Source organism: Vandammella animalimorsus, assembly GCF_002285265.1.
Taxonomy (GTDB): Bacteria; Pseudomonadota; Gammaproteobacteria; order Burkholderiales; family Burkholderiaceae_C; genus Lampropedia.
The window spans coordinates 190,712-214,955 of record NZ_NSJB01000002.1; the positions used below are offsets into that span (position 1 = coordinate 190,712).

General features: G+C 66.5%; 23 protein-coding genes. 12 read left to right on the plus strand and 11 right to left on the minus strand.

Annotation, left to right across the window (positions count from 1 at the left end):
- Nucleotides 1–19: 19 nt before the first annotated feature.
- Complete coding sequence (locus CK625_RS05260) at nt 20–445, minus strand: barstar family protein (RefSeq protein WP_238944857.1); 426 nt, start codon at nt 443–445, stop codon at nt 20–22.
- 304 nt (nt 446–749) lie between these two features.
- Here CK625_RS05260 and CK625_RS05265 point away from each other — a divergent pair, with 304 nt between their 5' ends.
- Nucleotides 750–1,865 (plus strand): homocysteine S-methyltransferase family protein, encoded by a 1,116-nt coding sequence (locus CK625_RS05265; protein WP_095539416.1) that lies wholly within the window; start codon nt 750–752, stop codon nt 1,863–1,865.
- Between the two features lie 100 nt (nt 1,866–1,965).
- Nucleotides 1,966–2,400: a CopD family protein gene (locus tag CK625_RS05270; RefSeq protein ID WP_095539250.1), complete on the plus strand. Its 435-nt coding sequence runs from the start codon at nt 1,966–1,968 to the stop codon at nt 2,398–2,400.
- Between the two features lie 39 nt (nt 2,401–2,439).
- Here the strand turns inward: CK625_RS05270 and recD are convergent, their stop codons facing one another.
- From recD to CK625_RS05285, 3 genes are all read right to left on the minus strand, one after another.
- Entirely contained in the window at nt 2,440–4,701 is a 2,262-nt protein-coding gene (gene recD / locus CK625_RS05275; RefSeq protein ID WP_095539251.1) for an exodeoxyribonuclease V subunit alpha, read from the minus strand.
- Between the two features lie 40 nt (nt 4,702–4,741).
- Nucleotides 4,742–5,263, minus strand: coding sequence for an HD domain-containing protein (locus tag CK625_RS05280; protein ID WP_238945530.1), 522 nt, complete (start codon nt 5,261–5,263; stop codon nt 4,742–4,744).
- 98 nt (nt 5,264–5,361) lie between these two features.
- The gene (locus CK625_RS05285; RefSeq protein ID WP_238945531.1) at nt 5,362–6,126 is read right to left on the minus strand and encodes a GntR family transcriptional regulator; all 765 of its coding nucleotides are present in this window, start codon (nt 6,124–6,126) and stop codon (nt 5,362–5,364) included.
- A 125-nt stretch (nt 6,127–6,251) separates the two neighbouring features.
- Here CK625_RS05285 and CK625_RS05290 point away from each other — a divergent pair, with 125 nt between their 5' ends.
- The 7 genes from CK625_RS05290 to CK625_RS05320 are packed head-to-tail and all read left to right on the plus strand — an operon-like array spanning nt 6,252 to nt 13,165.
- Nucleotides 6,252–7,013 carry an SDR family NAD(P)-dependent oxidoreductase gene (locus CK625_RS05290; protein WP_095539253.1) on the plus strand — a complete coding sequence of 254 codons (762 nt, stop codon included), beginning with the start codon at nt 6,252–6,254 and terminating at the stop codon, nt 7,011–7,013.
- A gap of 2 nt (nt 7,014–7,015) precedes the next feature.
- The gene (locus tag CK625_RS05295; RefSeq protein ID WP_095539254.1) at nt 7,016–7,543 is read left to right on the plus strand and encodes a TRAP transporter small permease; all 528 of its coding nucleotides are present in this window, start codon (nt 7,016–7,018) and stop codon (nt 7,541–7,543) included.
- 9 nt (nt 7,544–7,552) lie between these two features.
- Complete coding sequence (locus tag CK625_RS05300) at nt 7,553–8,875, plus strand: TRAP transporter large permease (protein ID WP_238945532.1); 1,323 nt, start codon at nt 7,553–7,555, stop codon at nt 8,873–8,875.
- Between the two features lie 28 nt (nt 8,876–8,903).
- Nucleotides 8,904–10,046 carry a C4-dicarboxylate TRAP transporter substrate-binding protein gene (locus CK625_RS05305; protein WP_095539256.1) on the plus strand — a complete coding sequence of 381 codons (1,143 nt, stop codon included), beginning with the start codon at nt 8,904–8,906 and terminating at the stop codon, nt 10,044–10,046.
- Between the two features lie 9 nt (nt 10,047–10,055).
- Entirely contained in the window at nt 10,056–10,805 is a 750-nt protein-coding gene (locus tag CK625_RS05310; RefSeq protein ID WP_095539257.1) for an SDR family NAD(P)-dependent oxidoreductase, read from the plus strand.
- The gene (locus CK625_RS05315) at nt 10,802–12,517 is read left to right on the plus strand and encodes an FAD-dependent oxidoreductase (RefSeq protein WP_095539258.1); all 1,716 of its coding nucleotides are present in this window, start codon (nt 10,802–10,804) and stop codon (nt 12,515–12,517) included. Before CK625_RS05310 ends, CK625_RS05315 begins: the two co-directional genes overlap by 4 nt.
- 30 nt (nt 12,518–12,547) lie before the next feature.
- Entirely contained in the window at nt 12,548–13,165 is a 618-nt protein-coding gene (locus tag CK625_RS05320) for a glutathione S-transferase family protein (RefSeq protein WP_095539259.1), read from the plus strand.
- Between the two features lie 17 nt (nt 13,166–13,182).
- On the opposite strand, the gene CK625_RS05325 is transcribed toward CK625_RS05320, so the two are convergent.
- Nucleotides 13,183–13,620 carry an Lrp/AsnC family transcriptional regulator gene (locus tag CK625_RS05325; protein WP_095539260.1) on the minus strand — a complete coding sequence of 146 codons (438 nt, stop codon included), beginning with the start codon at nt 13,618–13,620 and terminating at the stop codon, nt 13,183–13,185.
- A gap of 158 nt (nt 13,621–13,778) precedes the next feature.
- On the opposite strand from CK625_RS05325, the gene CK625_RS05330 reads away from it, so the two are divergent.
- A complete protein-coding gene (locus tag CK625_RS05330; RefSeq protein ID WP_095539261.1) occupies nt 13,779–14,726 on the plus strand; it encodes a DMT family transporter in 948 nt (315 codons plus the stop codon).
- Here CK625_RS05330 and yjgA read toward each other — a convergent pair.
- Nucleotides 14,699–15,364, minus strand: a complete 666-nt coding sequence (yjgA, locus tag CK625_RS05335; protein ID WP_095539262.1) for a ribosome biogenesis factor YjgA — start codon at nt 15,362–15,364, stop codon at nt 14,699–14,701. The genes CK625_RS05330 and yjgA overlap by 28 nt on opposite strands.
- 108 nt (nt 15,365–15,472) lie before the next feature.
- Between yjgA and pmbA the strand changes: the two genes are divergently transcribed.
- Nucleotides 15,473–16,888: a metalloprotease PmbA gene (gene pmbA, locus CK625_RS05340; protein ID WP_238945533.1), complete on the plus strand. Its 1,416-nt coding sequence runs from the start codon at nt 15,473–15,475 to the stop codon at nt 16,886–16,888.
- Nucleotides 16,889–16,927: 39 nt separating this feature from the next.
- On the opposite strand, the gene lnt is transcribed toward pmbA, so the two are convergent.
- From lnt to CK625_RS05365, 5 genes are all read right to left on the minus strand, one after another.
- A complete protein-coding gene (lnt, locus tag CK625_RS05345) occupies nt 16,928–18,562 on the minus strand; it encodes an apolipoprotein N-acyltransferase (RefSeq protein WP_095539264.1) in 1,635 nt (544 codons plus the stop codon).
- A gap of 233 nt (nt 18,563–18,795) precedes the next feature.
- On the minus strand, nt 18,796–19,665 hold the full coding sequence (locus tag CK625_RS05350) for an HlyC/CorC family transporter (RefSeq protein WP_095539265.1): 870 nt from the start codon (nt 19,663–19,665) through the stop codon (nt 18,796–18,798).
- Between the two features lie 202 nt (nt 19,666–19,867).
- Nucleotides 19,868–20,608, minus strand: a complete 741-nt coding sequence (locus CK625_RS05355) for a GNAT family N-acetyltransferase (protein WP_095539266.1) — start codon at nt 20,606–20,608, stop codon at nt 19,868–19,870.
- Between the two features lie 578 nt (nt 20,609–21,186).
- Nucleotides 21,187–22,026, minus strand: a complete 840-nt coding sequence (locus CK625_RS05360) for a class I SAM-dependent methyltransferase (RefSeq protein WP_095539267.1) — start codon at nt 22,024–22,026, stop codon at nt 21,187–21,189.
- Nucleotides 22,027–22,158: 132 nt separating this feature from the next.
- Nucleotides 22,159–23,478: a branched-chain amino acid ABC transporter substrate-binding protein gene (locus tag CK625_RS05365; protein ID WP_095539268.1), complete on the minus strand. Its 1,320-nt coding sequence runs from the start codon at nt 23,476–23,478 to the stop codon at nt 22,159–22,161.
- 436 nt (nt 23,479–23,914) lie between these two features.
- Between CK625_RS05365 and CK625_RS05370 the strand changes: the two genes are divergently transcribed.
- Nucleotides 23,915–24,136: a zinc-finger domain-containing protein gene (locus tag CK625_RS05370; protein WP_095539269.1), complete on the plus strand. Its 222-nt coding sequence runs from the start codon at nt 23,915–23,917 to the stop codon at nt 24,134–24,136.
- Nucleotides 24,137–24,244 lie beyond the last annotated feature (108 nt).

Here is a 24,244-nt window from a genome sequence, read left to right on the forward strand (position 1 = left end):
TGCCCCAAAAGCGCTGTACTCAGAAAAAGGAATAAAAGCAGCGAAACGGCACCTTGCGCTCGGCCCAGAACTCCGCCGCATCGCGAAACACGTCCAGCAGCTGCTCGCGCATTTCCTTGTCGAACTTGCTGCTGATGGGGATGTGCTCAAGCACGACGACAAAGCCCGGCTGGGCGCCGGCCTGCCGCAGCGTGTCGGTCAGGCAATCGAACAGGGCATCCAGGTTGCGCCCGAAATAACCCGGCAGCAGAAACTGCTCGCCCAACTCTTGCAGGATGCGCTGCTTGGTGGTGGCTTCGCTGAGCTGCGCATAAAGAAAATGCTGCCCCCAGCACTGGGCCACGGCCTGCAAATCCGTGGGCTGATAGGCGCGGATGGACTGCACGATGTTGGCCGGTACGGTTTTCTCAATGTGTGCGGCCAAGTCGCGCAGCTGCGCATCCACCTGGGGCCTGGCCGACGGGGGGCAGGATGAGGGCAACACAGACTCGTTGGAAGGCATAGGCAAAGGGGTGATGCATGGCGCAAGCCAGCGGGCCTGTCATTGGGGCCACTGGCTTTTGGCTGGCGTGCATTGTGGCGGAGAAAACTGCCCGGATGTGTAAAAAACACCCCGCCGATGGCGCAAAGCCAAGGCAGGGTTTGCACGCACGCCCATGTGCGGCCCTCTCTACAATACGGCCCCTTTTGCCAGCGTGCGCCGCACAGCGCACCGCCTGCGTGTTGCCGCCAACGTGTCGTTCTGCGCCATGCCTGCTTCTCACACCCCCGCCCATCCAGCCTACACCCGCGCCCAGGCCCTGCCCGCGCTGCTGCAGCAGCGCATCGTCATCCTCGATGGCGCCATGGGCACCATGATTCAGCGCTTCAAGCTGGAAGAGGCGCAATACCGCGGCCAAGGCTATGACGGTCCGGGCGCCGCTGGCGCGCGCTTTGCCGACTTCCCGCGCGACGTCAAGGGCAACAACGAGCTGCTCTCGCTGACGCGGCCAGACGTCATCTCCAGCATTCACGAAAGCTACCTGGCCGCCGGCGCCGACCTGATCGAAACCAACACCTTCGGCGCCACCGCCGTGGCCCAGGAGGACTACGGCATGGCCGATCTGGCGCGGGAGATGAACCTGCGTTCGGCCCAGTTGGCGCGCGCGGCCTGCGACAAGTTCAGCACCCCCCAACGGCCGCGCTACGTGGCCGGCGCGCTCGGCCCCACGCCCAAGACCGCCAGCATCAGCCCGGACGTGAACGACCCCGGCGCGCGCAACGTCGATTTCGAGACCCTGCGCCAGAGCTACCTGGAGCAGACCCTGGCGCTGATCGAGGGCGGCGCCGACGTCATCCTGGTAGAGACCATCTTCGACACCCTCAACGCCAAGGCCGCGCTGTTTGCCGTGCAACAGGCCTTCGAGCAAAGCGGCCAATGCCTGCCCATCCTCATCAGCGGCACCGTCACCGATGCCTCCGGGCGCATCCTCTCCGGGCAGACCGTCACCGCCTTCTGGCACAGCGTGCGCCACGCCCAGCCGCTGGCCGTAGGGCTGAACTGCGCGCTGGGCGCGGCGCTGATGCGGCCCTACATCCAAGAGCTGGCCAGCGTCGCCAAGGACACTTTCATCAGCTGCTACCCCAACGCCGGCCTGCCCAACCCCATGAGCGAAACCGGCTTTGACGAAACCCCCGAAGTCACCAGCCGCCTGGTGCACGAATTCGCTGCCGAAGGCCTGGTCAACATCGTCGGCGGCTGCTGCGGCACCACCCCCGACCACATCGCCGCCATCGCCCAGGCTGTGGCCCAGGAGCCCAGCCGCGCCTTGCAATCCGCCGGCCGCTTCGTCCGCTATCGGGAAGAGGGCAACGATCCCGCCTGACTGAATCTGAATCGCACGGCGCGCTGAATACCCCTATCCCGCTTGGCCAGGCACAGAAGCTGCGCCCGGCCGCCTTGCCCCACAACTGCCCCGCCCCACCATGTCATACCTCTGGACCAAAGCCTTTCACATCGTCTTCGTCAGCGCCTGGTTTGCCGGCCTGTTCTACCTGCCGCGCATCCTCGTGAATCTGGCGCAGGTGCCGCCGGAATCACACGCCGAGCGCCAGCGCCTCATCGGCATGGCGCAGCGCCTGCTGCGTTTTGCCGCGCTGCTGGCCATCCCCGCCATCGCCCTGGGCCTGTGGCTGTGGCTGGCCGAGGGCATAGGCCGCGGCCCAGGCAACGGCTGGCTGCACGCCAAGCTGGCGCTGGTCGCCCTGGCCCTGGGCTACCACCATGGCTGCGGCGTGCTGCTGCGCAAGATGGTGCAGGGCCAAAGCCGGCGCTCGCACACCTGGTACCGCTGGTTCAACGAAGTCTCTGTGCTGCTGTTTGCCGCCATCGTGGTGCTGGTGGTGGTCAAGCCATTCTGAGAGCCTGGGCACAATCTCTGCACGGTCGGCAACTAGGGCCTAACGCACCACCGCGCCGCGCGCATCTGCGGATTGGGGCGGGCCATCGTGCAGCAAGGCCGCCAGCCCGCTGGTGCGGCGGGTGCGCTGTGCCATGGCCTGCTGCCAGATGCCTTTGCCGGGGCTGAGGTAGCTCAGCCGCTGGCGCGCGCGCGTCAGGCCGGTGTAGAGCAGCTCGCGCGTCAGCAGCGGGCTGGCATGGCCAGGCAGGGCCAGCAGCACGTGCTCGAACTCCGAGCCCTGGCTTTTGTGCACCGTCATGGCAAATGCCGTCTGCACATGCTGCAGGCGGCTGGTGGCCACGGATCGGATGGCCGCCGCGCCGGCGCTGGCTCGCGCGGCCTGCACGCCGGCCTGGGGCGGCATCGCCTGACCGTCGGCCAGGTACACGCGCAGCGCCGCGCCCGGCTGCGGCCCTGGCAGCGCCATGCCAATGTCGCCATTGAAGACGCCCAGATGGGCATCGTTGCGCGTGACCATGACGACGCGCCCGGCAAACCAGCCCTGCGCCTTGACCGGCAGGCCGGCGCTGCGCAGCAGCTCCAGCACCAGCGCGTTCATGCCGTCCACGCCCCAGGCGCCGGCGCGCGTGGCGCACAGGATGCGAAAACGCCCCAGCGCCTGCAGGAGCTGGGCCACCCAGCGCTGGTGCGCGGCCTCATCGCCCACGGGGGGCGCGGCGTGCAGCAGCCTGGCCAGTGCCGCGTAGCCGGGCGCGGCTTCGGCCTGCTCCTGCTCGGGCCAGATCACGCGCCGGGCATCGGCCAGTGCGGCCTCTTCCTGCCAGTGCACGCTGCGCTGCGCCTCGGGCTGGGCCTGTAGTGCGGCCATGACCTGCGCCATGGCTTGCGCATCGCCTTGCTGCACGGCCTGCGCCAGCTGGCCAATGCTGCCGCCAAAGCGGCGGCTCTCGCGCAGCATGGCAATGGTTTGCGCCAGCGGCGGCGCAGCCGCTGTGGCCAGCAGCATCGGCGGCAACGCCTGGCCCGTGGTGCGGGCGATGTGTTCGGCCGTGGCCTGGCTGTAGCGGCCGCTGGCCGCATCGCGGCACAGGTCGCCCAGCACGGCCCCGGCCTCCACCGAGTCGAGCTGGTCCTTGTCGCCCAGCAGCACCAGATGGGCCTGCTCGGGCAGGGCCTGCAGCAAGGCGGCCATCATCTGCAAGTCCACCATCGAGGCTTCATCGACGATCAGCCAATCGAGCGCCAGCCGGTTGGCCGCATGGTGGCGCAACCGGCGCGTGCCCGGCTGCGCGCCCAGCAGGGAGTGCAGCGTGCGCGCTGCCGGAATGGCCGCCAGCGCCTGGCGCAGCGGCGCAGCGACCTGCGCATCGCTGAACACGGTGTGCAAGGCCGCCTGCAGGGATTCGCTCAGCCGCGCAGCGGCCTTGCCCGTGGGGGCGGCCAGCCGGATGCGCAGCGCCGCCGGCTGCGGCGCCATGGCCAGCACTGCGGCCATCAGCCGCGCGGCGGTGTAGGTCTTGCCCGTGCCCGGGCCGCCGGTGATGACGCTCACGCGCTGGCGCAAAGCCAGGGCGCAGGCGATCTGCTGCCAGTCCAACCCCGGCGCAGCCGCAGCGCCCGGAAACAAGCGCCCTAGCACCTGCGCCAGCTGCGCCTGCCAGGCCGCGTGGGCCGGGCCATCCTCAGCCACCGCCGCGCCGCCCGCACCCCCCCCATCCGCATGCCTAAGGGCCAGCGGCCAAGGCCAGGGGCGCGCCCGCGCCAGCAATGCGCTGGCCACGCCGCATTCGTAGTCGTGGTAGCGGCGCAGGTACAGGCGCAGCGGCCGCTGGCCCTGCATGTGCAGCACCAGCGGCGGCGCGGTGTCGGCAGCGGCCTTCGATTCGCTGGCTGCGGCGGCCTGCACCAGCGCATCGGCCTGCACGCGCTCGATCAAGGGGCTGTCCAGCACCGCCAGCCAATGGGCGGCATCGGCGGGCAGCTGCGCGCGCAGCTGCTGCAGCGCCTGGTGGGCCGCCTGGGCCTGGGCTTCATCGCCTGCTGCGGCAGACCAATCCAGCCAGCCCGGCACGGCCTGGGCCAGGCCGTCGAGCTGCAGGCAGCTGTGGCCGCGCCCTTCCAGCGCGCACAACAGGGCCACGACGTAGGGCAGGCTGGCATGGCAGGCGCTGTCCTGCTCCAACACCCATTGCGCAAACGCCGCGTCCAGCCGGCGCAGCCAGCCGGCCTCGGCCCATTGCCACAACTGGGCCAGGCTGGCGGGGTGGGCGGGGCGGGGCAAATCACTGGGGCTGGACATGGCGCGGCATCGGGCAAAAGAGGGGGCGGCGGAAACGGGCTCAGGCATCGCGCTCATGCGCGTCCAGCCAGGCCAGCGCCTGGCGGTATTCGGCCATGCGGGCATGGTCCGCGGGCTGGGGATCGGGAATGCGCGCCCAGTCCATGTTGTCCAGAATGTCGGCGCGCTTGACGGCGCACGCAATCGGATCGGCCGCAGCGCGCTGCGTCGCCGCCAGGCGCGACTCCCACTCAGGCCGCGTGAGCACGCGCACGGCCTGCACCACCTGCGGCGCAAACCCTCGCTGCAGCAAATCCTGCTCCGTCAGCGACGTCTGCTCCAGCACGTCGTGCAACACCGCCGCCATGCGCTGCTCGGCGCTGGCGCCAGCGCCCAGCCGCGCCATCACCCGCAGCGGGTGCAGCACATAGGGCGAGCCATCGCTGTCGCACTGCCCGGCATGGGCCTGCACAGCCAGGACAATGGCCTGCTCCAGGGGGCCCAGAGAACTCAGGGGCGCCACGTCATCAAGAACACCATGGGGCTCTTCGCCGTGGCCCCCACCACTGTTGCAATCACTCATCAATGCCCAGCCACTTGAGATAAAGAGGCCTGCGACATTCAGGCCAGCGCGCATTGTGCGTCAAGGCCGTGGCACCAAAGCGCATGCAAAACCTTGCCTCACCGACGGAGTTGGGGCGACTTTTTCTGCCCCTGCTGCGCCGCGTGTTGCGCCGCCTGTTGCAGGTAGCTTTGTCTGAACAGCAGGCCGGCAAAGTAGACATGCTCTTCCATCAACTGTTGTGCGCGGTGCGCATCGCGCTCCAACACTGCGGCCACGATGCGGTGATGGTCGTCATGTGAACGGCGCAGGATGCCCAAATCCAGCTCCCAGCGCATGACCCGCGACGAGGCCTGCGGCACCGCATTGTTGATGTGCTCAATGTATTTCTGCACCTGGGGGCTGCGCGCTGCCTTTGCCAACAGGCGATGCAAGTCCATGTTCATCTGCTGGTAACTCAGCTCCTGCTGCGGCGTCAAACGGCCTTTGGCAAGCAAGCCATCGCCCACAACCAAGCATTGCCGAAGCTGCTGCGCCATCTCCGTGCTGACCCCGTTGAGCGCCGCTTTTCTGCATGCCGCAGCCTCCAGCGCAGCGCGCGCCTCATAGGCGCTCATGATCTCCTCCAGGTTGAATTCCTTGATCGTATAGCCCCGGTTGGGCCGGTGCTCTATCAGACCTTCTGCGCTGAGCATTTGCAGGGCACTGCGCACAGGAGTGCGCGACACCCCGAGCTGCTGCGCCACGGGAATTTCTTCAAGCCGTGCGCCCGGCGGGAGCTTGCCCTGTGAAATCCAGTCACGCAGCTGCTGGGTGATTTGTTCCGATAAGGTGGGCATATGTATACAAAATTGGATTATCAATGGAAATTCAAGGGTATTCACTAAGGTGAGATGGTGACTATGTATACACAATTGCCATCGAAACATTGATCCGGCATGGTGCCGCAGTCTTTCTGAAACCCGGCAAACGGGCCATTGACGCCCAATGCCAGCCTAGTTGCAATCGCATGAGCATGTCCCGTCTTTTCATTGTGGCCGGAGGTGCCAAAGGCATTGGCGCTGCCATTGGCACGCTACTGGCGGCGCGAGGCCATCGCGTGGCCATTGCTGACATTGACACAGACAATGCCGCCCGCACCGCCCAGTCAATGGGCACCGACCATGCGGCCTACCACGTCGATGTCAGCGATGAAGCCAGCGTCACCCGCTTGTTCGACGCCGTACAAAAGCAGCAAGGCCGTATCAGCGGGCTGATTTGTGCGGCCGGCCTGCTCATCTTGCCCAATGGGCAAAGATCCCCCATTGAAGAACTTGAGTTGGAAGATTGGGAACGTTCCTTTGCTGTGAACACACGCGGGGCATTTCTGTGCAGCCGGGAATTCTTGCGCCGCTTCAGTGCCATGCCTACGGCGCACGGCCGAGTCGTCTTTCTAGGCTCTGTCGCAGCCCAGCTTGGCGGTTACCGCTCCAGCGCGGCATACATCGCCGCCAAGGCCGGGCTGATGGGCTACGCCAAGGCCTATGCCCGCGAAGTCGCCCATCTGGGCATTACCGCCAATTGCATCGCCCCTGGCCTGATCGACACCGACATGCTGCGCAACACCATCGCCAGCAGTGGCGATCTTGACAAAGCCGCCAACAGCATTCCGCTGGGCCGCATCGGCAGCGTTGAGGACGTGGCCGCCGCCGCAGCCTATTTGGTATCGGAAGAGGCCAGCTATCTCACCGGCAGCGTCATCGACGTCAACGGCGGCTACAGGATGCAATGACAATGAACAAGCTGATTCACTGCCTGGCCAGGCTGCTCATGGCCTTGGCCGGCCTGGCACTCATGCTGATGATGCTTCATGTCACGCTGGATGTTGCCGGAAAGTATCTCTACAAGCGCCCCGTGCCTGGCACGGCCGAGGTCGTGGCCGCCTACTACATGATCTCGGTGGTTTTTCTGCCGCTGGCCTGCATTGAGCTGGATGGGCGCTCCATCGTCGTGGAAATGTTGTACGACCGCTTGCCTGGCCAATGGCAGAAGCCCTTGGATTTCATTGCCAGTGTCATTTCGCTGGCGTTCTTCGCATTTTTGACCTGGCTGGGCATTGGCTTGGCGCAAGAGGCCTGGCAGGTGCAAGAGTACGTCGATGGCCTGTGGCGCATCGTCGTCTGGCCCAGCCGTTTTCTCATCCCCATCGGCATGGGCGCTGCCACGCTGGCCCTGCTGCTGCGCCTGGTGCAACAACTGCGCCCAGGCCATGGCAGCCAAGCCTGTGCCAGTCAGCCCTCCGGCCGAAAAACCGCGCAGTGAGGCCCAACCATGGACTTGGATCGCTCAACCGTTGGCCTGATTGGCGTCGTGGTGACGCTGCTGCTGGTATTTGTCCGGGTGCCTATTGGCGTGGCCATGGGCGCGGTGGGCGTGTGCGGCATTGCGGCCTTGACGTCCTGGAATGCCGCCATAGGCATCTCCAAAGCCATCCCCTACGAAATCATTGGCGACTGGAACCTATCGGCCGTGCCCATGTTTTTGCTGATGGGCTACATCGCCACCGCCGCGGGCCTGACCCAGGGCCTGTTTGCCGCCACGCGCATCTTCTTTGGCAGGGTGCCTGGCGCGATGGCCTCTTCCACGGTGATTGCCAGTGCCTTGTTTTCATCTGCGGCAGGATCGAGTGTGGCCACTGCAGCGGCCTTCTCGCGCATTTCCGTACCGGAAATGCTCAATGCCCGTTACGACCCGGCGCTGGCCACTGGCACCGTGGCTGCTGCCGGCACACTGGGTTCGATGATTCCGCCCAGCGTGCTGATGATCGTCTACGGCATCCTTGCCGACGTTTCGATTGCGCAGATGTTCATGGCCGGCTTGGTGCCCGGTTTGCTCACGGCGTTCATGTTCATTGCCTACGTGACGCTGCGCGTGCTGCGAAATCCATCCCTGGCGCCACCGGATCCAACACGCTACGACGCAGCGGCCAAACGCCGGGCATTGCTGGACGTCTGGCCATTGCCAGTGCTCATTCTCGGCGTGCTTGGCGGCATCTTCAGCGGCTTATTCACCGCTACTGAAGCCGGCGCCATCGGTGCGGCTCTGGCCTGCGTGATTGCGGCTCTTAAGCGAGCCATGCACTGGCATGTGATGCGACAGGCACTGCGCGATACGGCTGAGGGCACGGCATCGATTTTCATCATCGTGGTCGGCGCGGCCATCTTCTCGCGCTTCATGTCCTTCAGCCAATTGCCTGGCGCCATGGCGCAATGGATGCTGTCCATGACGGACAGCACGCTGGCCATGATTTTGGCCATCAGCCTGATCTATCTGCTGCTGGGCACCGTGCTGGAAGGCATTTCATTGATGCTGCTGACCATCCCCTTGCTGCTGCCACTGCTGGAAGCCGCAGACGTGCACATGGTCTGGTTTGGCATCCTGGTCATCAAATTGCTGGAAATCGGCCTATGCACCCCGCCTGTGGGCATGAACGTCTACGTCATCAAGAGCGCCCTGGGCCAGCGCGTGCCGCTGGGCACGATTTTCCGTGGCGTTGGCGGATTCATTCTTGTGGATTTGTGCACGCTAGGCCTGCTCATTGCCTTCCCGCAGATTGCATTGTGGCTGCCCACCAGCCTGGGCACTGCAACTTGACTTTGCCAACCCACTCAGGAGAACGTCCATGCCACCACGCCGCGCTCGCCACACCTTGCTGACATTGGCCATTGCCCTCTGGGCCACCACCAACAGCCATGCGCAACAGGTCCAAAACATCACCGCCACCAACTGGATGGCCACCAGTCATGTGCTCAATCGGGAGAACTACCAGAAGTGGGCACAGGACGTCGCCAAGGCATCGGGCGAGCGCATGAAGATCGAAGTGCATTCCTCAGGATCCCTGGTGCCTGCACGCACGACCATGCAAGGCGTGCGCGACGGCGTGGCGGCCGTAGGCATCGTCTACCCGCCCTACACGCCTTCGGAGTTCCCGCTCAACAACGTCCTTAACGATTTGGTGTTCGTCTCCGACGACGACATGGCCGCAGCCTTTGCCTATACCGAGCTCAACCTCAAGAACGCTGCATTGCAAGCCGAATGGCGCAAGAACGGCGGGCTGTTTCTCGGCGGTTACTCCACTCCCGTCTACAACCTGCTGTGCAGCCGCAAAACCATCCGCGACGTCAACGATGCCCAGGGGCTGAAAATCCGCACTGCAGGCGGCGCGCAAAACGCCTGGATCAAAGCGCTGGGCGCAATTCCGGTGTCCGTTCCTTCATCGGACATCTACACAGGCCTGGAGCGCGGCTCCATCGATTGCACGATGAGCGATCCATCCAATCTGGGCACGAGCTACAGGTTCTGGGAAGTGGCCAAAACCGTCACACGCCTGCCCATGGGCGTCGTGGTTGGCGCCAACTACGTCTTCAACACCAAGGACTGGAAGTCCTATAGCGACGAGCAGCGGCGCATTTTGATCGACACCATTGCCTGGGGGATTGCGCGCTCCCAGGTGGGATACCACAACGAAGTGGAAATTGCGCTGAAGGGCGCGCGCGAGCGCGGCCTGGACATGGTCGAACCGTCTGCGGCCCTCAACGAAAAGCTGGCGCAATTCAAACGCGATCTGGCCAAGAATTTGCCGCAGCAGGCCATGCAGGAGCGAAAGGTCGCAGACCCCACGGCGCTGATCCAGGACTACTTGAGTGCAGAGCAGAAATGGAAGCAGCTGTTGCAAGGCATCGACCGAAGCAGCGCAGAAGCCGTGCACAAGGTACTGAGCGACAACCTGTACCAGCAACTCGACCCCGCCAGCTACGGTCTGTGAGCCCTCGCCATGCCTGAGCAGCACAACTCGCCCGGCGCGGCGCCGATCGCTCTTGTGACGGGAGGGGCCCGCGGCATGGGGCTGGCCACGGTCGAGCGGCTTTGCGACGATGGTTTTCACGTCATTTGGCTGGATCGTGATCCTCAAGCCGTGGCCGCTGCAAAGGCACAGCTGGCGCATCACAAGCGCCATAGCCCTTGCGTGCTCGACCTGGGCGATGAAGCTGCCATGCGCGCATGGGTGCGCTCCCTGCCGCCCATCCAGGCCCTGGTCAACAATGCGGGCCTGTTCACCGAACGCAGCTTCGAGCAGGTCAGCGCCCAAGACTTCGAGCAAGCCTATCGCATCAACCTGATGGCCGCAGCCATATTGACTCAGGAAGTCGCCCGGCGCATGCCCGATGGCGGACGCATCGTGAACATTGCCTCGCGGGCCTATCTCGGGGCGCGCCACCACCCACACTACGTCGCCGCCAAGGCCGCACTGGTGGGATACACGCGCGCCTGTGCCATGGAGCTGGCGCACCGCGACATTCTGGTCAATGCCATCGCCCCTGGCCTGATCGACACCCCTATGCTGCGTGCGCTATCACCCGAGCGTTTGGCCCAGCAATTGGCCCTTCAGCCCACGGGAAAGGCAGGCCGCCCGCAGGACATCGCACAGGCCGTTGCATTTTTGGTCTCGCCACGCACTCGCTTCATCACTGGCCAGGTGCTGATCGTTGACGGCGGCAAGTCGCTGGGCGGGAGCCTGGCATGAAGGGTGCAATCTCGCCAAGCGACTGGGATGTCATCGTTGTTGGCTCGGGTGCAGGCGGCATGGCCGCAGCCATTGCCGCCAAGCGGCATGGGCTCTCGGTACTGCTGCTGGAGAAACACCACCAGATTGGCGGCAGCACTGCTTTGTCGGGCGGCGCCATCTGGGCTCCGCTGAACGATCACAGCGCCCAGGCCGGCCACCCCGATGACCCACAAGCGGTGCGCCAATACCTGGATCAGGTCGTGCAGCGCGCGGCCGAGCCCGCCTTGCGCGAAGCATTTCTGCAGGCCGCGCCCCAGGCCATGCGTGCCCTGCAACAAGCCGGCCTGCGATTGAAGGCCCGCACTTATTGCCCCGATTACTACCCAGACCTGCCAGGCGCCGGAATGGGCGGTCGCACGCTGGACCCAGCCGAATTCGACGCAAGGCAGCTGGGCCGACGATTCACCGAGCTGCGCGACCCATTGGCCCAGTTCATGGTGCTCGGCGGCATGATGGTCACCCTGGCGGACGCCAAAAACCTGCTGTCCGCAACCCGCTCATGGACGGCGTTCAAGGCCTGCCTGCCCTTGCTGCTGCGCTATGCCAAAGACCGTCTGCAAGGCCACCATCGCGGCACTCGCCTGGTGCTGGGCAATGCCCTGGCCGGACAGCTGTTTGCCATGCTTCTCAAACACCAGGTCGACTATCGCTTGAATACCAAGGTGCTGGAGTTGCAGCGCAGCCCGGACAGCACCCGCATTGACCACGTCCTGGCGCAATGTGATGGCCAAGCCATCGCACTGCATGCCCGTCGCGGTATTGTTCTGGCCACTGGCGGCTTTGCTTGGCACGGCGCTTTGCGCACCGAGCACTACCCACAGCCCAATGGGCCTTATTCCATGGCGCCGGAGCAAAACACGGGCGATGGCATCACCATGGCATTGGCCAGTGGCGCAGCCTGGGGCCGCTGCGCCGCCGGGCCCGCCCTGTGGGCGCCCGTGTCGCTCTGGCAGCTGGCCGATGGCCAGGTCATTCGCTACCCACATCTGGTCTGGGACCGCGCCAAACCGGGCCTGATGGCCGTCAACAGTGCGGGCAGGCGCTTCGTCAACGAAGCGACAAGCTACCATGAGTTCGTCCGCGCCATGTATGCCAGCCCTGAGCCTGCCATCCCCGCCTACCTGATTTGCGACCACCACTTCATGGAACGCTGGGGCCTGGGATTGGCGCTGCCTGGCGGACGCCCGCGCCGGCACCTCATCACCCAAGGCTATCTGTACCAAGCGCCATCCCTGGCAGAGCTGGCCCGCATGCTGGGGCTGCCGCCAGCAGCGCTGCAAGCCAGCGCCGCGCGCTTCGATGGCTACGCCCAGTCGGGCCATGACCCAGAGTTCGGCAAAGGCGCCAACGCCTACAACCGCTACCTGGGCGATCCGGCCCAGCAACCCAATGCCTGCCTTGGCCCACTGCGCACAGCACCCTTTTATGCCGTCAAGGTCTTTCCCGGCGACATCGGCACCGCACAGGGCCTGGCCATCAATGGCCAGGCCCAGGTTCTGGACACGCAAGGCCAGCCCCTGCAGGGGCTGTACGCTGCCGGCAACGACGCCGGCTCCGTGTTCGGCGGCGAATATCCCGCCGCAGGCATCACATTGGGGCCCGCCATGACCTTTGGTTGGCTGGCGGCACAGCACATGGCCCGTCACCCCCCTGGCCCAACCCCCGCCTGACTCCACTTCAAGCCCTCAACCATCCAACCCATGCAAATCTTCTTCTCGCCCTATTCGCCCTTTGTGCGCAAATGCCTGATCACGGCCTGGGAGCTGGGCCTGCACGAGCGCGTCGAGCTGCTGCCATCCAATGCCCATCCCGTGCAGCGCTCGCAGGCGCTGGTGGCGATCAACCCCTTGGGCAAGGTGCCGACCTTTTATACCGATGAGCAGCAGGTGCTCTACGACAGCCGCGTGATCTGCGAATACCTCGATGCGCTGGCCCAGGGGGAGATCTTCCCGCGCCAGCTGGGGCCGCGCATGCAGGCCCTGACGCTGCAGGCCCTGGGCGACGGCATGCTCGAAGCCTGCCTGCTGGCCCGTTACGAGGAGGTGGCGCGGCCTGCGGCCTATCAGTGGGCCGACTGGCGCGCCGCGCAGCTGGACAAGGTGCGCAGCGGCCTGGCCCACCTGGAGCCCCAGGTGGCGCAGCTGGCGCAGCGCGTGGACATCGGCACGATCACGCTGGCCTGCGTGCTGTGGTATCTGGATCTGCGGTTTGCCGCATACGGCTGGCGCGAGCAATACCCCGAGCTGGCGGCCTGGTACGCCGCCTTCAGCCAGCGCGGCTCCATGCGCCATGAGTGGGCGCTGGCACCCGGTGGCTGAGCCTGCGCCGCCGGTCATCAAAACGCCGGCAGGCGCCGCGCCACCGGCTGCGATTTGACGATGGCCGAGTGGGTTTCGGCCAGGTGGGCGATGCGCTCGAGGATGTGGTCCAGGTGTTCGATAGAGCGCAGGTGCAGGCGGGCGATGAAGCCGTCTTCGCCGGTGACTTTGTCGCATTCAACCAGCTCGGGGATGGTTTGCAGCAGTTTTTCCACTGCCTTGAGCTGGCCGGGCAAGGGCTTGATGCGCACCATGGCCTGCAGCGTGTAGCCCAGCGCGCGCGGCTCGACCTGCACGGTGAAGGCGCGGATCACGCCGCGCTCTTGCAGCTTGCGCAGCCGCTCGGCTGTGGCCGGGGCGGACAGGCCCACTTGTTCGGCCAGGGTTTTGATGGGCAGGCGCGCATCGGTTTGCAGCAGGTGGAGCAGTTGGCGGTCGGTGTCGTCGAGCATCATCGGTTTTTCTGTGGTTTTGCCTTTTTTTCGAATGATTATCTTGCAATTTGCCTTTGATGATGACTGTTGAATGGGCGGCATGACCGATACATTGCCTGGCTTTGCACAGACGCATTCACACGGCAACAGGCAGAACAGGCAGCAAGGCGGCAAGGCAGATGAACAACGCAGAGACGGGGCAGACGGCGCCATGGCGCGGCGGGCTGGAGATGGCGGCGGCGATGACGATCTCCGGCACCATTGGCTGGATGGTGGTGTCCTCGGGCCGGCCGGTGGCGGAGGTGGTGTTCTGGCGCTGCCTGTTTGGCGCGCTGACGCTGCTGCCGGTGTGCCTGGCGCTGGGGCAGTTGCGCCGCGCGGCCTGGCCGGGGGCGCGGCAGCTGGCGCTGGCGGCCTGCGCTGGCGTGGCCATCGTGCTCAATTGGCTGTTGCTGTTTGGCGCCTATGGGCGCACGTCGATTTCGGTGGCGACGGTGGTCTACAACACGCAGCCGTTCATGCTGGTGGCCCTGGGCGCGCTGCTGCTGGGCGAGCGGCCGGGGCTGGCGCGCTGGCTGTGGCTGCTGCTGTCCTTTGGCGGGGTGGCGCTGGTGGCGCAGGCGCGGCCCGGCGGGGCCGGCGGCGCTTATCTGTCCGGGGTGGGCATGGCACTGGGCGCGGCTTTTTTCTATGCGCTGGCGGCCTTCATCGCCAAGCGGCTGCGCGGCATGCCGCCACAGTTGCTCAGCCTGATGCACACCGTGGTGGGCGTGGCGCTGCTGTGGCCCGCCATGCCGCAGGCCGGGGCCGTGGCGGCAGGCAGCTGGCCCTGGCTGGTGGCCCTGGGCGTGGTGCACACGGGGCTGATGTACATCCTGCTGTATGGGGCCATTCAGCGCCTGCCCACGTATTTGACCGGGGCGCTGTCGTTCCTCTACCCGCTGGTGGCGCTGGCGGTCGATGTCTGGGCCTTTGGCCAGTGGCCCGGCCCTCTGCAGTGGCTGGGCGGGGCGCTGGTTTTGCTGGGGGCGGCGGGCATGGTGCTGGGCTGGCGCTGGCCCTGGCGACGTTGGGCTGCACGCCAAGGTCCAATCACTAATCAGGCCTCGCCCTCGTCCTCGCGGTAGTGGCGCTGGTCTTGGGCCTGCTCGGCCTGGGCGCGGCGGGCGCGGTCGATCCACTGGAACAGCTCGCGGTAGGCCTTGCCTTTGCGCGGCGCCTTGCCCTGAGAGGTCTCGGCGGCGGTGGCCGCTGGGCTTTCCTTGCGGGCCTGGCGGATCAGGCTGCGCAGTTGCTGCACGTCACCGGCCGGGTAGTGCTGCAGCCATTGGGTGAGGGCCTGGTCGTCGGCCAGCAGGCGCTCGCGCCATTGCTCGGCTTCGTGCAGGGCTTGCTTTTCTTCGGCGCTGCCGCTTTTCTGGATGTCCAGCGCGGCGCGGATGGCGTCGATCTCGGCGCCCTCCAGCCGGCGCATGAGCTTGCCCACGTACTGCATCTGGCGACGCCGGCCTTCGAAGTCGCTGATGCGCCGCGCCTGCTGCAGGGCCTCGCTCAGCGCATCGGGCAGCGCCAGCCGGGTAAACAGCTCGCTGCGCAGCCCCAGCAGGGCTTCGCCCAGGGCCTGCAGCTCATGGCTTTCGCGCTTTTTGTCGCTTTTGCTGACTTCGCGGCCTTTGAGTTCGGCCTTGAATTGCTGGTCTTCTTCGCTGCCGGCGGCAACGAATTGGCCGCGCACGAAGTAGCCGCGGGGGGATTTTCTCTGCATGGGTCGGGATGGGCGCCAGGCCCTTGTTTTTGGTTTCTAGGGCTTGGGCGCGGTGGGGAAATGGAATCGGCCGCCTCCTGGGCGGCCGCAAGTATCATACCGGCCATCATGAAGCCAGTCTCCCGAAACCGCTCTTCCCGCGCGCGCGCCGCGGCCCGCCAGGCGCAGCCCGCGCAGCTTTTTTCCTACACCCGCGAGCAATTCCAGGCCTTGGCGCACCAGGCGCTGGCCGAGGCCAAGAAGATCGGCGCCACGGCCGCGGCGGCCGAGGTCTCCGAGGGCGCTGGCCTGTCGGTCAGCGTGCGCCAGGGCGAGCTGGAGACGGTGGAGCGCAACCGCGACAAGTCGCTGGGCATCACGGTGTTCATCGGCCAGCGCCGCGGCAATGCCAGCACCTGCGATTTCTCCCCCGCGGCCGTGGCGCAGACGGTGCAGGCCGCCTACGACATTGCCCGCCACACGGCCGAAGACCCGCACGCGGGCCTGGCCGATGCGGCCGACATTGCCGCGCCGGGCACGCACCTGGAGCTGGATCTGTGCCACCCCTGGATGATCGACAGCGAGGCCGCCGCCGCGCTGGCGCTGCGCTGCGAGCAGGCCGCTTTCCAGACCAGCCGCCAAATCACCAACAGCGAGGGCGCCAGCGTCTCGGCCCAGCATGGGCATTTTTATGCCGCGCACACCAATGGCTTCGAGGGCGGCTACGCCAGCTCGCGCCACAGCCTGTCGGTGGCGCCGATTGCGGGCAAGGGCGCGAACATGCAGCGCGATTACTGGTACAGCTCGATGCGCGATGCGCGGCGCCTGGCCTCGCCCGAGCGCATTGGCCGCTATGCGGCCGAGCGCGCGCTCTCGCGCCTGGGCAGCCGCCGCATTGCCACGCGGCAATGCCCGGTGCTGTTCGAGGCGCCGCTGGCTGCCGGCCTGCTGGGGGCCTTCACGCAGGCCATCAGCGGCGCGGCGCTGTACCGCCAGAGCAGTTTCTTGCCCGATTCGCTGGGCCAGCAGGTCTTCCCCGAGCACATCGAGATCGAGGAAAACCCCTTTCTGCTCGGCGGCAAGGGCAGCGCGCCCTTCGATGCCGAGGGCGTGCGCGTGGCGCCGCGCCACGTGGTGCGCGATGGCCGCGTGCAGGGCTATTTCCTCAGCAGCTACACGGCGCGCAAGCTGGGCATGCGCAGCACCGGCAATGCCGGCGGCTCGCACAATCTGTGGCTGAACTCGACGCAGACGCAGTCCTGCGACGATCTGCCGGCCATGCTGCAAAAGCTGGGCACCGGGCTGTTCGTCATCGAGCTGATGGGCCAGGGCGTCAACGGCGTGACTGGCGATTATTCGCGCGGCGCCAGCGGCTTCTGGGTCGAGAACGGCCAGATCGCCTTCCCCGTGCAGGAAATCACCATCGCGGGCAACCTCAAGGACATGTTCATGGGCATCGAGGCTGTGGGCGCCGATGCCTACACCTACGGGGCCAAGACTTGCGGCTCGGTGCTGATCAACCGCATGACGGTGGCCGGCGGCTGAGCGCCCCTGAAATGCCCCAAACGCCAGCGCCGCGCCGCATCAAGCCATGCGCGGCAGGCGTCGCATCACGATGGGCACCAGCAGCAGCGTGCACAGCGCCAAGCCCCACAGCGGCCACAGGCCGGCGCGGCCGGCCCAGCGCGCGTAAGGGGTGATGCTGGCGGCCTCGCCGGCCTGGCCCACGCCGCGCACCTGGCCGCTGAGCACCTGCACGCTGGCGCGCTCGACCCTGGCCTGCACCTGGCCGCGGTGGTCGATGATGGCCGTGGCGCCGGTATTGGTGGCGCGCACCATGGGGCGTTCGAGCTCCAGCGCGCGCATGCGGCTGATGTGCAGGTGCTGGTCGATCACCACGCCATCGCCAAACCAGCCGATGTTGCTGAAGTTGACCAGCACGGTGGGGGCCTGGGCGGGCTCGGCAAAGCGCCGCGCCAGCTCCTCGCCGAACAAGTCCTCATAGCAGATGTTGGGCGCGAAGCGCTCGCCCTGCCAGGCAAACGAGGACTGCACCGGCAGGCCGCGGCTGAAGCTGTCCAGCGGGATGTCCATCAAGTCGTTGAACCACTGGAACATCGGCGGCACGAACTCGCCAAACGGCACCAGGTGCGACTTGCTGTAGACGTAATCGGGCTCGCCAGGGCGGATGCCCGCCACCGAGTTGGTGTAGCCCGAGGCCGCATCGCCCAGCGGCAGCCCGGTGAGCAAGGCCTGCTGGCCGCTGCGGTAGGGCGCGGTGACGACCTCCAGGTAGCTGCTGGGCAAATCCCGCTCCAGCACCGGGATGGCGGTCTCCGGCGCGATGACCAGCGACTCCTTGCGCTCCAGAAACTGGCGCCCGTACCAGTTGAGCGAATCCATGACGCCGGTGCTGGGGTCGAATTTCTCGGCAATCGGGATATTGCCCTGCAGCAGCGCCAGCGTCACCGGCGGGCGCTGGGCCAGCGCCGCATCGGCCTGGGCCCATCGCGCCGCCTGCCACTGGCCGCCGTAATGCAGGCCCGCGGCCAGCGCCCCCAGCCACAGCAGCGGCGAGAGCAGCCGCGGCGCAGACACCGGCAGGCGCGCCACATGGATGAAGCGCCCGAAGATGTAGCCGGGCACGGCCGCCAGCGCCAGGCCCAGCAGGGCCGCGGCCAGCGCCGCCACGGCGCCGATGCCGTACACGCCCACCCAGCGCGCCAGCGGCGCCAGCGGGCCATCGACATGGGCATAGCCGATGGCCCCCCAGGGAAAGCCCGTCAGCCACTGGCCGCGGGCCAGCTCGGCCAGCGTCCAGCAGGCGGCAAACACCACGGCGCTGCCCAGATAGCCATGCACGCGCGCATACCAATACAGCACGGCGGCCGCGCCGTAATACAGCGCCAGCGCCCCGGCCAGCGCCGCCACGCCGGCCACGGCCAGCGGCGCAGGCAGGCCGCCGAAGACGTGCATCGAGGTGTACAGCCAGGCGAACACCGCCGCCAGCCAGCAGCCGGCAAACCACCAGCCGCGCCAGGCGGCCTGCCAGGGACTGCGGCTGCCATCGAGAAACAGAAAGAAGCCGCCCAGGGCCAGCAGCTGGGCCCACCAATTGGGCTGGCCTTGGGCATCGGCCAGGGCCCAGGCCTGCAAAGCGCCCAGCGGGGGCAGGAAGAAAAAGGCCGCCAGGCGGTCGGGTCGGAGCAGGCGCAGCATGGAGGGTGCAAAAGAAGATGGGGAGTGCCACTGCGGCAGGATGCGATGCGCGCAATGGTAGCGGGCCCGGCGGGGCCGCCATTACATATCGTCACAATACTGCAAACCGCGCGCTGGGCAAGCGCAGGGCTGTTGCAGGGCGGCGTGCGATCGACGCCGTGCGCGGGCCTTTGCCCTGCTGGGCCGTGCCGGGCTGGCCAGGCCACAGCGCCGCAGCGCCGGTGTAGCGGCGCTCAGCCTTGCGCCGCCGGGCGCGTGACGCGGAACCAGCGGATCGCGCCGCCCTTGGCGTGCAGCACGTCGAAATGCAGGCCGGCCAGCGTCACGCTCTCGCCGCGCGCCGGCACATGACCCAGCACGTGCGCCACCAGCCCGCCGATGGTTTCGAGCTCGTCCTGCGTGTCGGCCTCGGGCAGCGTGACTTCGAAGTACTCCTGCACCTTGCCGATGGGCGTGTCGCCGCGCACGCGCCAGCTGCCGTTGGCCAGCGCGTAGATTTCGCCCAGGTCTTCGGGCTCGTCGAACTCGTCCTCGATCTCGCCGACGATTTCTTCGAGCACGTCCTCGATGGTGATCAGCCCGGAGGTGCGGCCGAACTCATCGACCAGGATGGCCATGTGGTTGCGGTGCAGGCGGAACTCGCGCAGCAGGTCGTTGAGGCGCTTGGTCTCGGGCAGCAGCAGCGGCGCGCGCAACAGCGAGCGGATGTTCAGCTCGGGCGCGCGCTGCAGCTTGAGCAGGTTCTTGGCCAGCAGCACGCCGATGATGTTCTCGCGCGAGCCTTCGTAGACCGGAAAGCGCGAGTGCGCGGTGCGGATCACCGTGGCCAGCAGCTCTTCATAGGGCGCATCCACGTCCAGCATGTCCATGCGCGAGGCAGCAACCATGGCATCGGCGGCGGTCATGGACTCCATGCGGATGACGCGCTCGAGCATGATGCGCACCTCGGGCTTGATGGTGTCCTGCTCCTCTGCAGCGGCGATGGTGTCGATCAGGGCCTGCGGCGTGGCCGGCGGCGGATAGAGCAATTGGGCGATGCGCTGGCGCAAGCTGCGCTTTTCTTCTTTTTCGTTGGCGCGCGCGGGGGCGTGGTCGGACGTCACGAAAGCAATGCGCCCGCAAGGGGCGATGGTTGGACACGGGCGCAAGCATAGCCGAAGTCGCCCAGGCACTGCCTGGCTTGGCCGGGCTGGGCCAGGCTGCTGCCCCCGCACCCGGCAGCGCCGCAGTTCAGGCCAATGCAAAACGGCCCCGGCTGTGCCATGGGCTGCCGGGGCCGTCGCGCTTGCTGCGGCTGATGCGCCGTCAATCCTGCTTCTGCGCTGGCGGGGCGTCTGGCTGCTGCTCAGGCGGCGCTGGCCTGGCCTCGGGCTTGCGGTGCATGCCCATGCCCCAGAGGTTGTCCAAAAAGGACTGGAACTGATAGGCCTGCACCTTCATGCGGTAGTCGATCTCGCCGATCTGGTCCTCGAACGCCTCCGTCAGGCGCGAGTTCAGATTGGGCTTGGGCAGCTTCAGATAGGCCTCCGATTCGCTGCCTTCGCGGTGCACCGTGGCGCCGGCATTGCGCGCGATCTTCAGCATGGGCGCGTTTTCACTGAGCGCATGGATGTACATGGTCTCCACCCCCTCATTGCGCGCATGCATCATGGCGCGGTCGTAGAGCTTGGCGCCCAGGCTGCGCCCGCGGTACTTGCTCAGCACCGACACGCCAAATTCCGCCGCGCGCGGCTTGCCCGGCGTGGGCGGGTCAAACGCCAGGTGGGCCATGGCGATCAGCTCCAGCTTGCGGTTGTGGATGCCGTAGATCTCATCGCGCTGGAAGTCCAACCCCTCCACATAGCGGCGAACCTGCGCATCCGAGGCCGGATAGCCAAAGCGCAAATAGCGGTCGCGCTCGGTCAGGCTCAGCAAATGCTCCAGGATTTGCTCGCGGTGCGTCGGCCCCAGCGCGCGAATCGGAATGTGCAGGGGCTGCAGCGCACGCCGCTCCTTGGCATCGCCAGGCGCCGCCGAAGAAGGGGGGGACTGTTTCGTGTCGATCATGGGCTGGTACACAAAGGTCGGTGGGTGAATGGATGAGGCGGCGCAGTTCTGAAAACCTGTTCACGCCGTCTTTCCCAAGGAGCCTTTTGCAACACATTGCAAAGAATGACCGGGAAAACCCTCTATACAAAGAACATCGAATGCACTATATGGCGCATGCCCAATCAATGCAACGAAGCGCTTTTTGGTTGACAGGGCAACGCGGTTGCTTGCGCCGCCCGCTGCCGACATGGGCCAAATGGCATATCAGGCCGCAGCCGAGCGCAAAAGGGCGGCAAGGCTGGCACACATTGCCGCGGCGTATGCCTCTGCAGATTGGGGCGGTCTGTTTCGTTACAAACCCTCGCGCTGCCGCTTGACACCACTTGGCATTGCCTGGCATCGCTGCGGTTTGCGCCTTGCAGCCCATCCCGGGCCGCAGTGCGCACTTTGTCGCTGAATTCGTGCAGGCCTTTCCCGAGCAGCCAGTCTGCACGAACCCTGTGGCTGGCGATAGCGCTGCGCCTGGCGCGGCAGCAAAAAAGTGTCACGCAGCAGACTGCCCGGGCCGTGCAGCCAGGGCCGCGCTGCTGCGGCGTCTATGGCTGCAGCGTCACATGCACCATGCCCGGCATATTGTCCCGGGCCCAGGGCCAGGCCCGCAGCCATTGCAGGTACCAGGCAGGCCAGGCGCGGTAGTGGCTGTAGCCGATCCAGCGCACTTCCGCCCCAGGGCCCAGCCATTGCCTGATCTGCGCCGGCACGGCGCTGGCCCCTATGCCCCAGCGCATGGCCGGCACCCGATAATGGCTGGTTTTCCAAAGCCCGCCGGGGCTTTGCGTGAGGGCTGCCACCCAGGGCGGCACCACGTCGAACATGAGCTGCAGGGGCGCGGCGCCGCCGCCAAAGCGCGCGGCCACGGCCTGCAGCAGGTGCTGCACCTGCTGCTCGCTGAAGTACATCAGCATGCCCTGGGCGCTGATGAAGACGGGCCGCTGCGCATCGACCTGCTCCATCCAGGCTGGGTCGCGGGCGTCGCCGCGCCAGTGCTGCAGGCGCGGCGCAGCCGGCGAGCCGGGGACGATGAAATGCTCGCGCAGGGCAATGGCCTCGGGCGTGTCGATGGCCAGCCAGCGCGCCTGGCCGTTGTCCAGCCGCAGGCACTGCGTCTCCAGGCCGCAGCCGAGCTCGACCACCGTGCCTGCCGGGTGCTCGTCCAGCCAGTCGCCGATGACGGCGTCAAAAGCCTGGGCCCGCGCCGCGTGTGAGGAATCGGGCGGGCCGAAGTGCCGCTCGAACGGGTAGTCGATGGCCGCATAGATGCGCTCGGCGTGCGGATCGCGGAAAAAGGCATCGCCGCGCAACGATTCGCTGGCACGGTTGTGCAGCGTCCACAGCATGGTTTCGGGCACGGCCTTGAGGTGAACGCGCATGGGCATCGTGGGGCTACTCTCGCAAATGACAAGCCAGCCGCGCTGGCGACGCAATGCGCCAGCGCGGCTGGCTTGCGCCGCAGCATACCCAGGGCCGCGCCAGCCGGGCAATGCGGCCTTACCCGCAGATGCGCGCCATCACTGCGGCCTTTGCATGCTGCAGCGGTGCGGCATCTGGGCCTGCTCGGGCGTGAGGGTGCGCACGACCTCGAAGCCATAGCCCGAGCCCTCGACGTCGAACGGCACGGCCTCGCTGCCGGCCTTCTGCATGCGCCCGACCACCAGCGGCTGCTGGAACTGGTGATCGGCCGCGCGCATTTGGCCGGCCTGGCCGGCCAGCTCCACCTGCAGGCCTTCCAGGGCCTGGGCCACGGCCGCTGGCTCGGTGCTGCCGGCCTTTTCCATCGCGGCGGCCAGCGCCTCGATCAGCAGCTGCATGCGCATGTGCACGTAGTCGTCGGCGGGCTTGGGGAAGCGCTCGCGGAAGGACTGATAGAACGCGCGGCTGGCCTGGCCCGGCTTGTTGGGCAGCCAGTCGGCCACGGCAATGACCTTGCCGATGCCGGCATCGCCAATGGCCGCTGGCGCGCCCAGCGCATTGCCGTAGAAGGTGTAGAAGCTGCCGTCAAAGCCCACCTCGCCGGCGGCCTTGATGAACAGCGTCAAGTCGTTGCCCCAGTTGCCGGTGATCACGGCCTGCGCGCCGCTGGCCTTGATCTTGGCGCCGTAGGGTGCGAAGTCCTTGATGCGGCCCACGGGGTGGTATTCCTCGGCGACGATCTCGATGTCCGGGCGGCGCTGGCCCAGCTGGCGGCGCGCCTCGCGCAGCACGGCGTGGCCAAAGCTGTAGTCCTGGCCGAACAGATAGACCTTCTTGATGGCGGTGTCGGCCTGCAGCACCTCCATCAGCGCATTCATGCGCATGTCGGCATGGGCATCGAAGCGAAAGTGCCAGAAGCTGCACTTCTCATTGGTCAGCGCCGGATCGACGGCCGAGTAATTGAGAAACAGCATGCGCTGCTGCGGGGTGCGCTGGTTGTTTTTTTCCACCGCGTTGAGGATGGCCTCGGCCGTGGCCGAGGAGTTGCCCTGCAGCACGTACTGCGCGCCGGCATCGCGCGCCGATTGCAGCGCCGCCAGCGCCTCGTCGCTCTGGCCCTTGCTGTCAAAGCGCAGCAACTGCAGCGGGCGCTGGCCGCCTTGCGCCGCGGGCAAGGCCACGCCGCCGCGGGCATTGACGCGCTCGACCGCCCAGGCCAGGTTGCGGAACACCGCCTCGCCGGTATTGGCAAACGGGCCCGAGAGGCTTTCGACCAGGGCCAGGCGGATGGGCTCGCCCTTGGGCTCGGCGGCAGTGGCCGCCTGCGCCCAGGCAGGCCATGCCGCACAGGCCGCCAGCAGGCCGCCCAGCAGCCAGCGGCGGGAGGGGGTTTTCGGGGTGGGAGTCGGGTGTGTCATTGCGTGTCCTTTGGCAAAGCATTCGTCGGGATAAGGCATTATCCTTGGGCGTTTTTGCTCATTTGAAAGCATTCAATGTGCATTGTCGCAATAAAGAAGAGGTGCATTTGCCAACTTTTTCAATGAGTTAAAGAAATTTGCTGCAATCAGCGCCTTCTTGCGCTGAAATCCCCAGCTTAGGCCAGCCTTCCCAACCATGCCGCCACGCATTGGCAAAACTGCAGATGCACTGGGCCGATCCGCGGCGCCTTGAGCAGATTCTTAGAACCTGTCCTCAAAATCGCCTCGCACAGCGCTCGCCCCAGGTTGGGATGGGCTGCAAGGCGCAGCGGCACGCGGCGCTGCGATTCATGGAGACCTTCCCAAGGGCGCGGCATAAAATCCGGCCCGTGCCCGGCGCCGCCCAGGCTTTTTTTGTTTCGTCTGACCACCCACTATGAGCCACGCATCCTCCCCCGCCGCTGCCAGCATCGAATTGCTGGCCAAGGACCTCAATGAAAACGGCGGTGTGTTCTGCCCCAGCCCGGTGGCCGGCATGCCGCTGTGGAACCACCACCCGCGCGTTTTTCTGGACATCGCCCACACCGGCCAGGCGCGCTGCCCGTACTGCGGCACGCACTACCACCTCAAGGCGGGCGAAGTGTTTCGCGGCCATTGAGCCGCGCCCCGCAGGCCCGAAGCGGCCCAAGGCCCGCTTCGGGCGGCGGCTTGTCGAGCCCGCCCGGGCGCTTGCCCGCCGCCATCGCGCCCTGCCCCGCCCCTATCC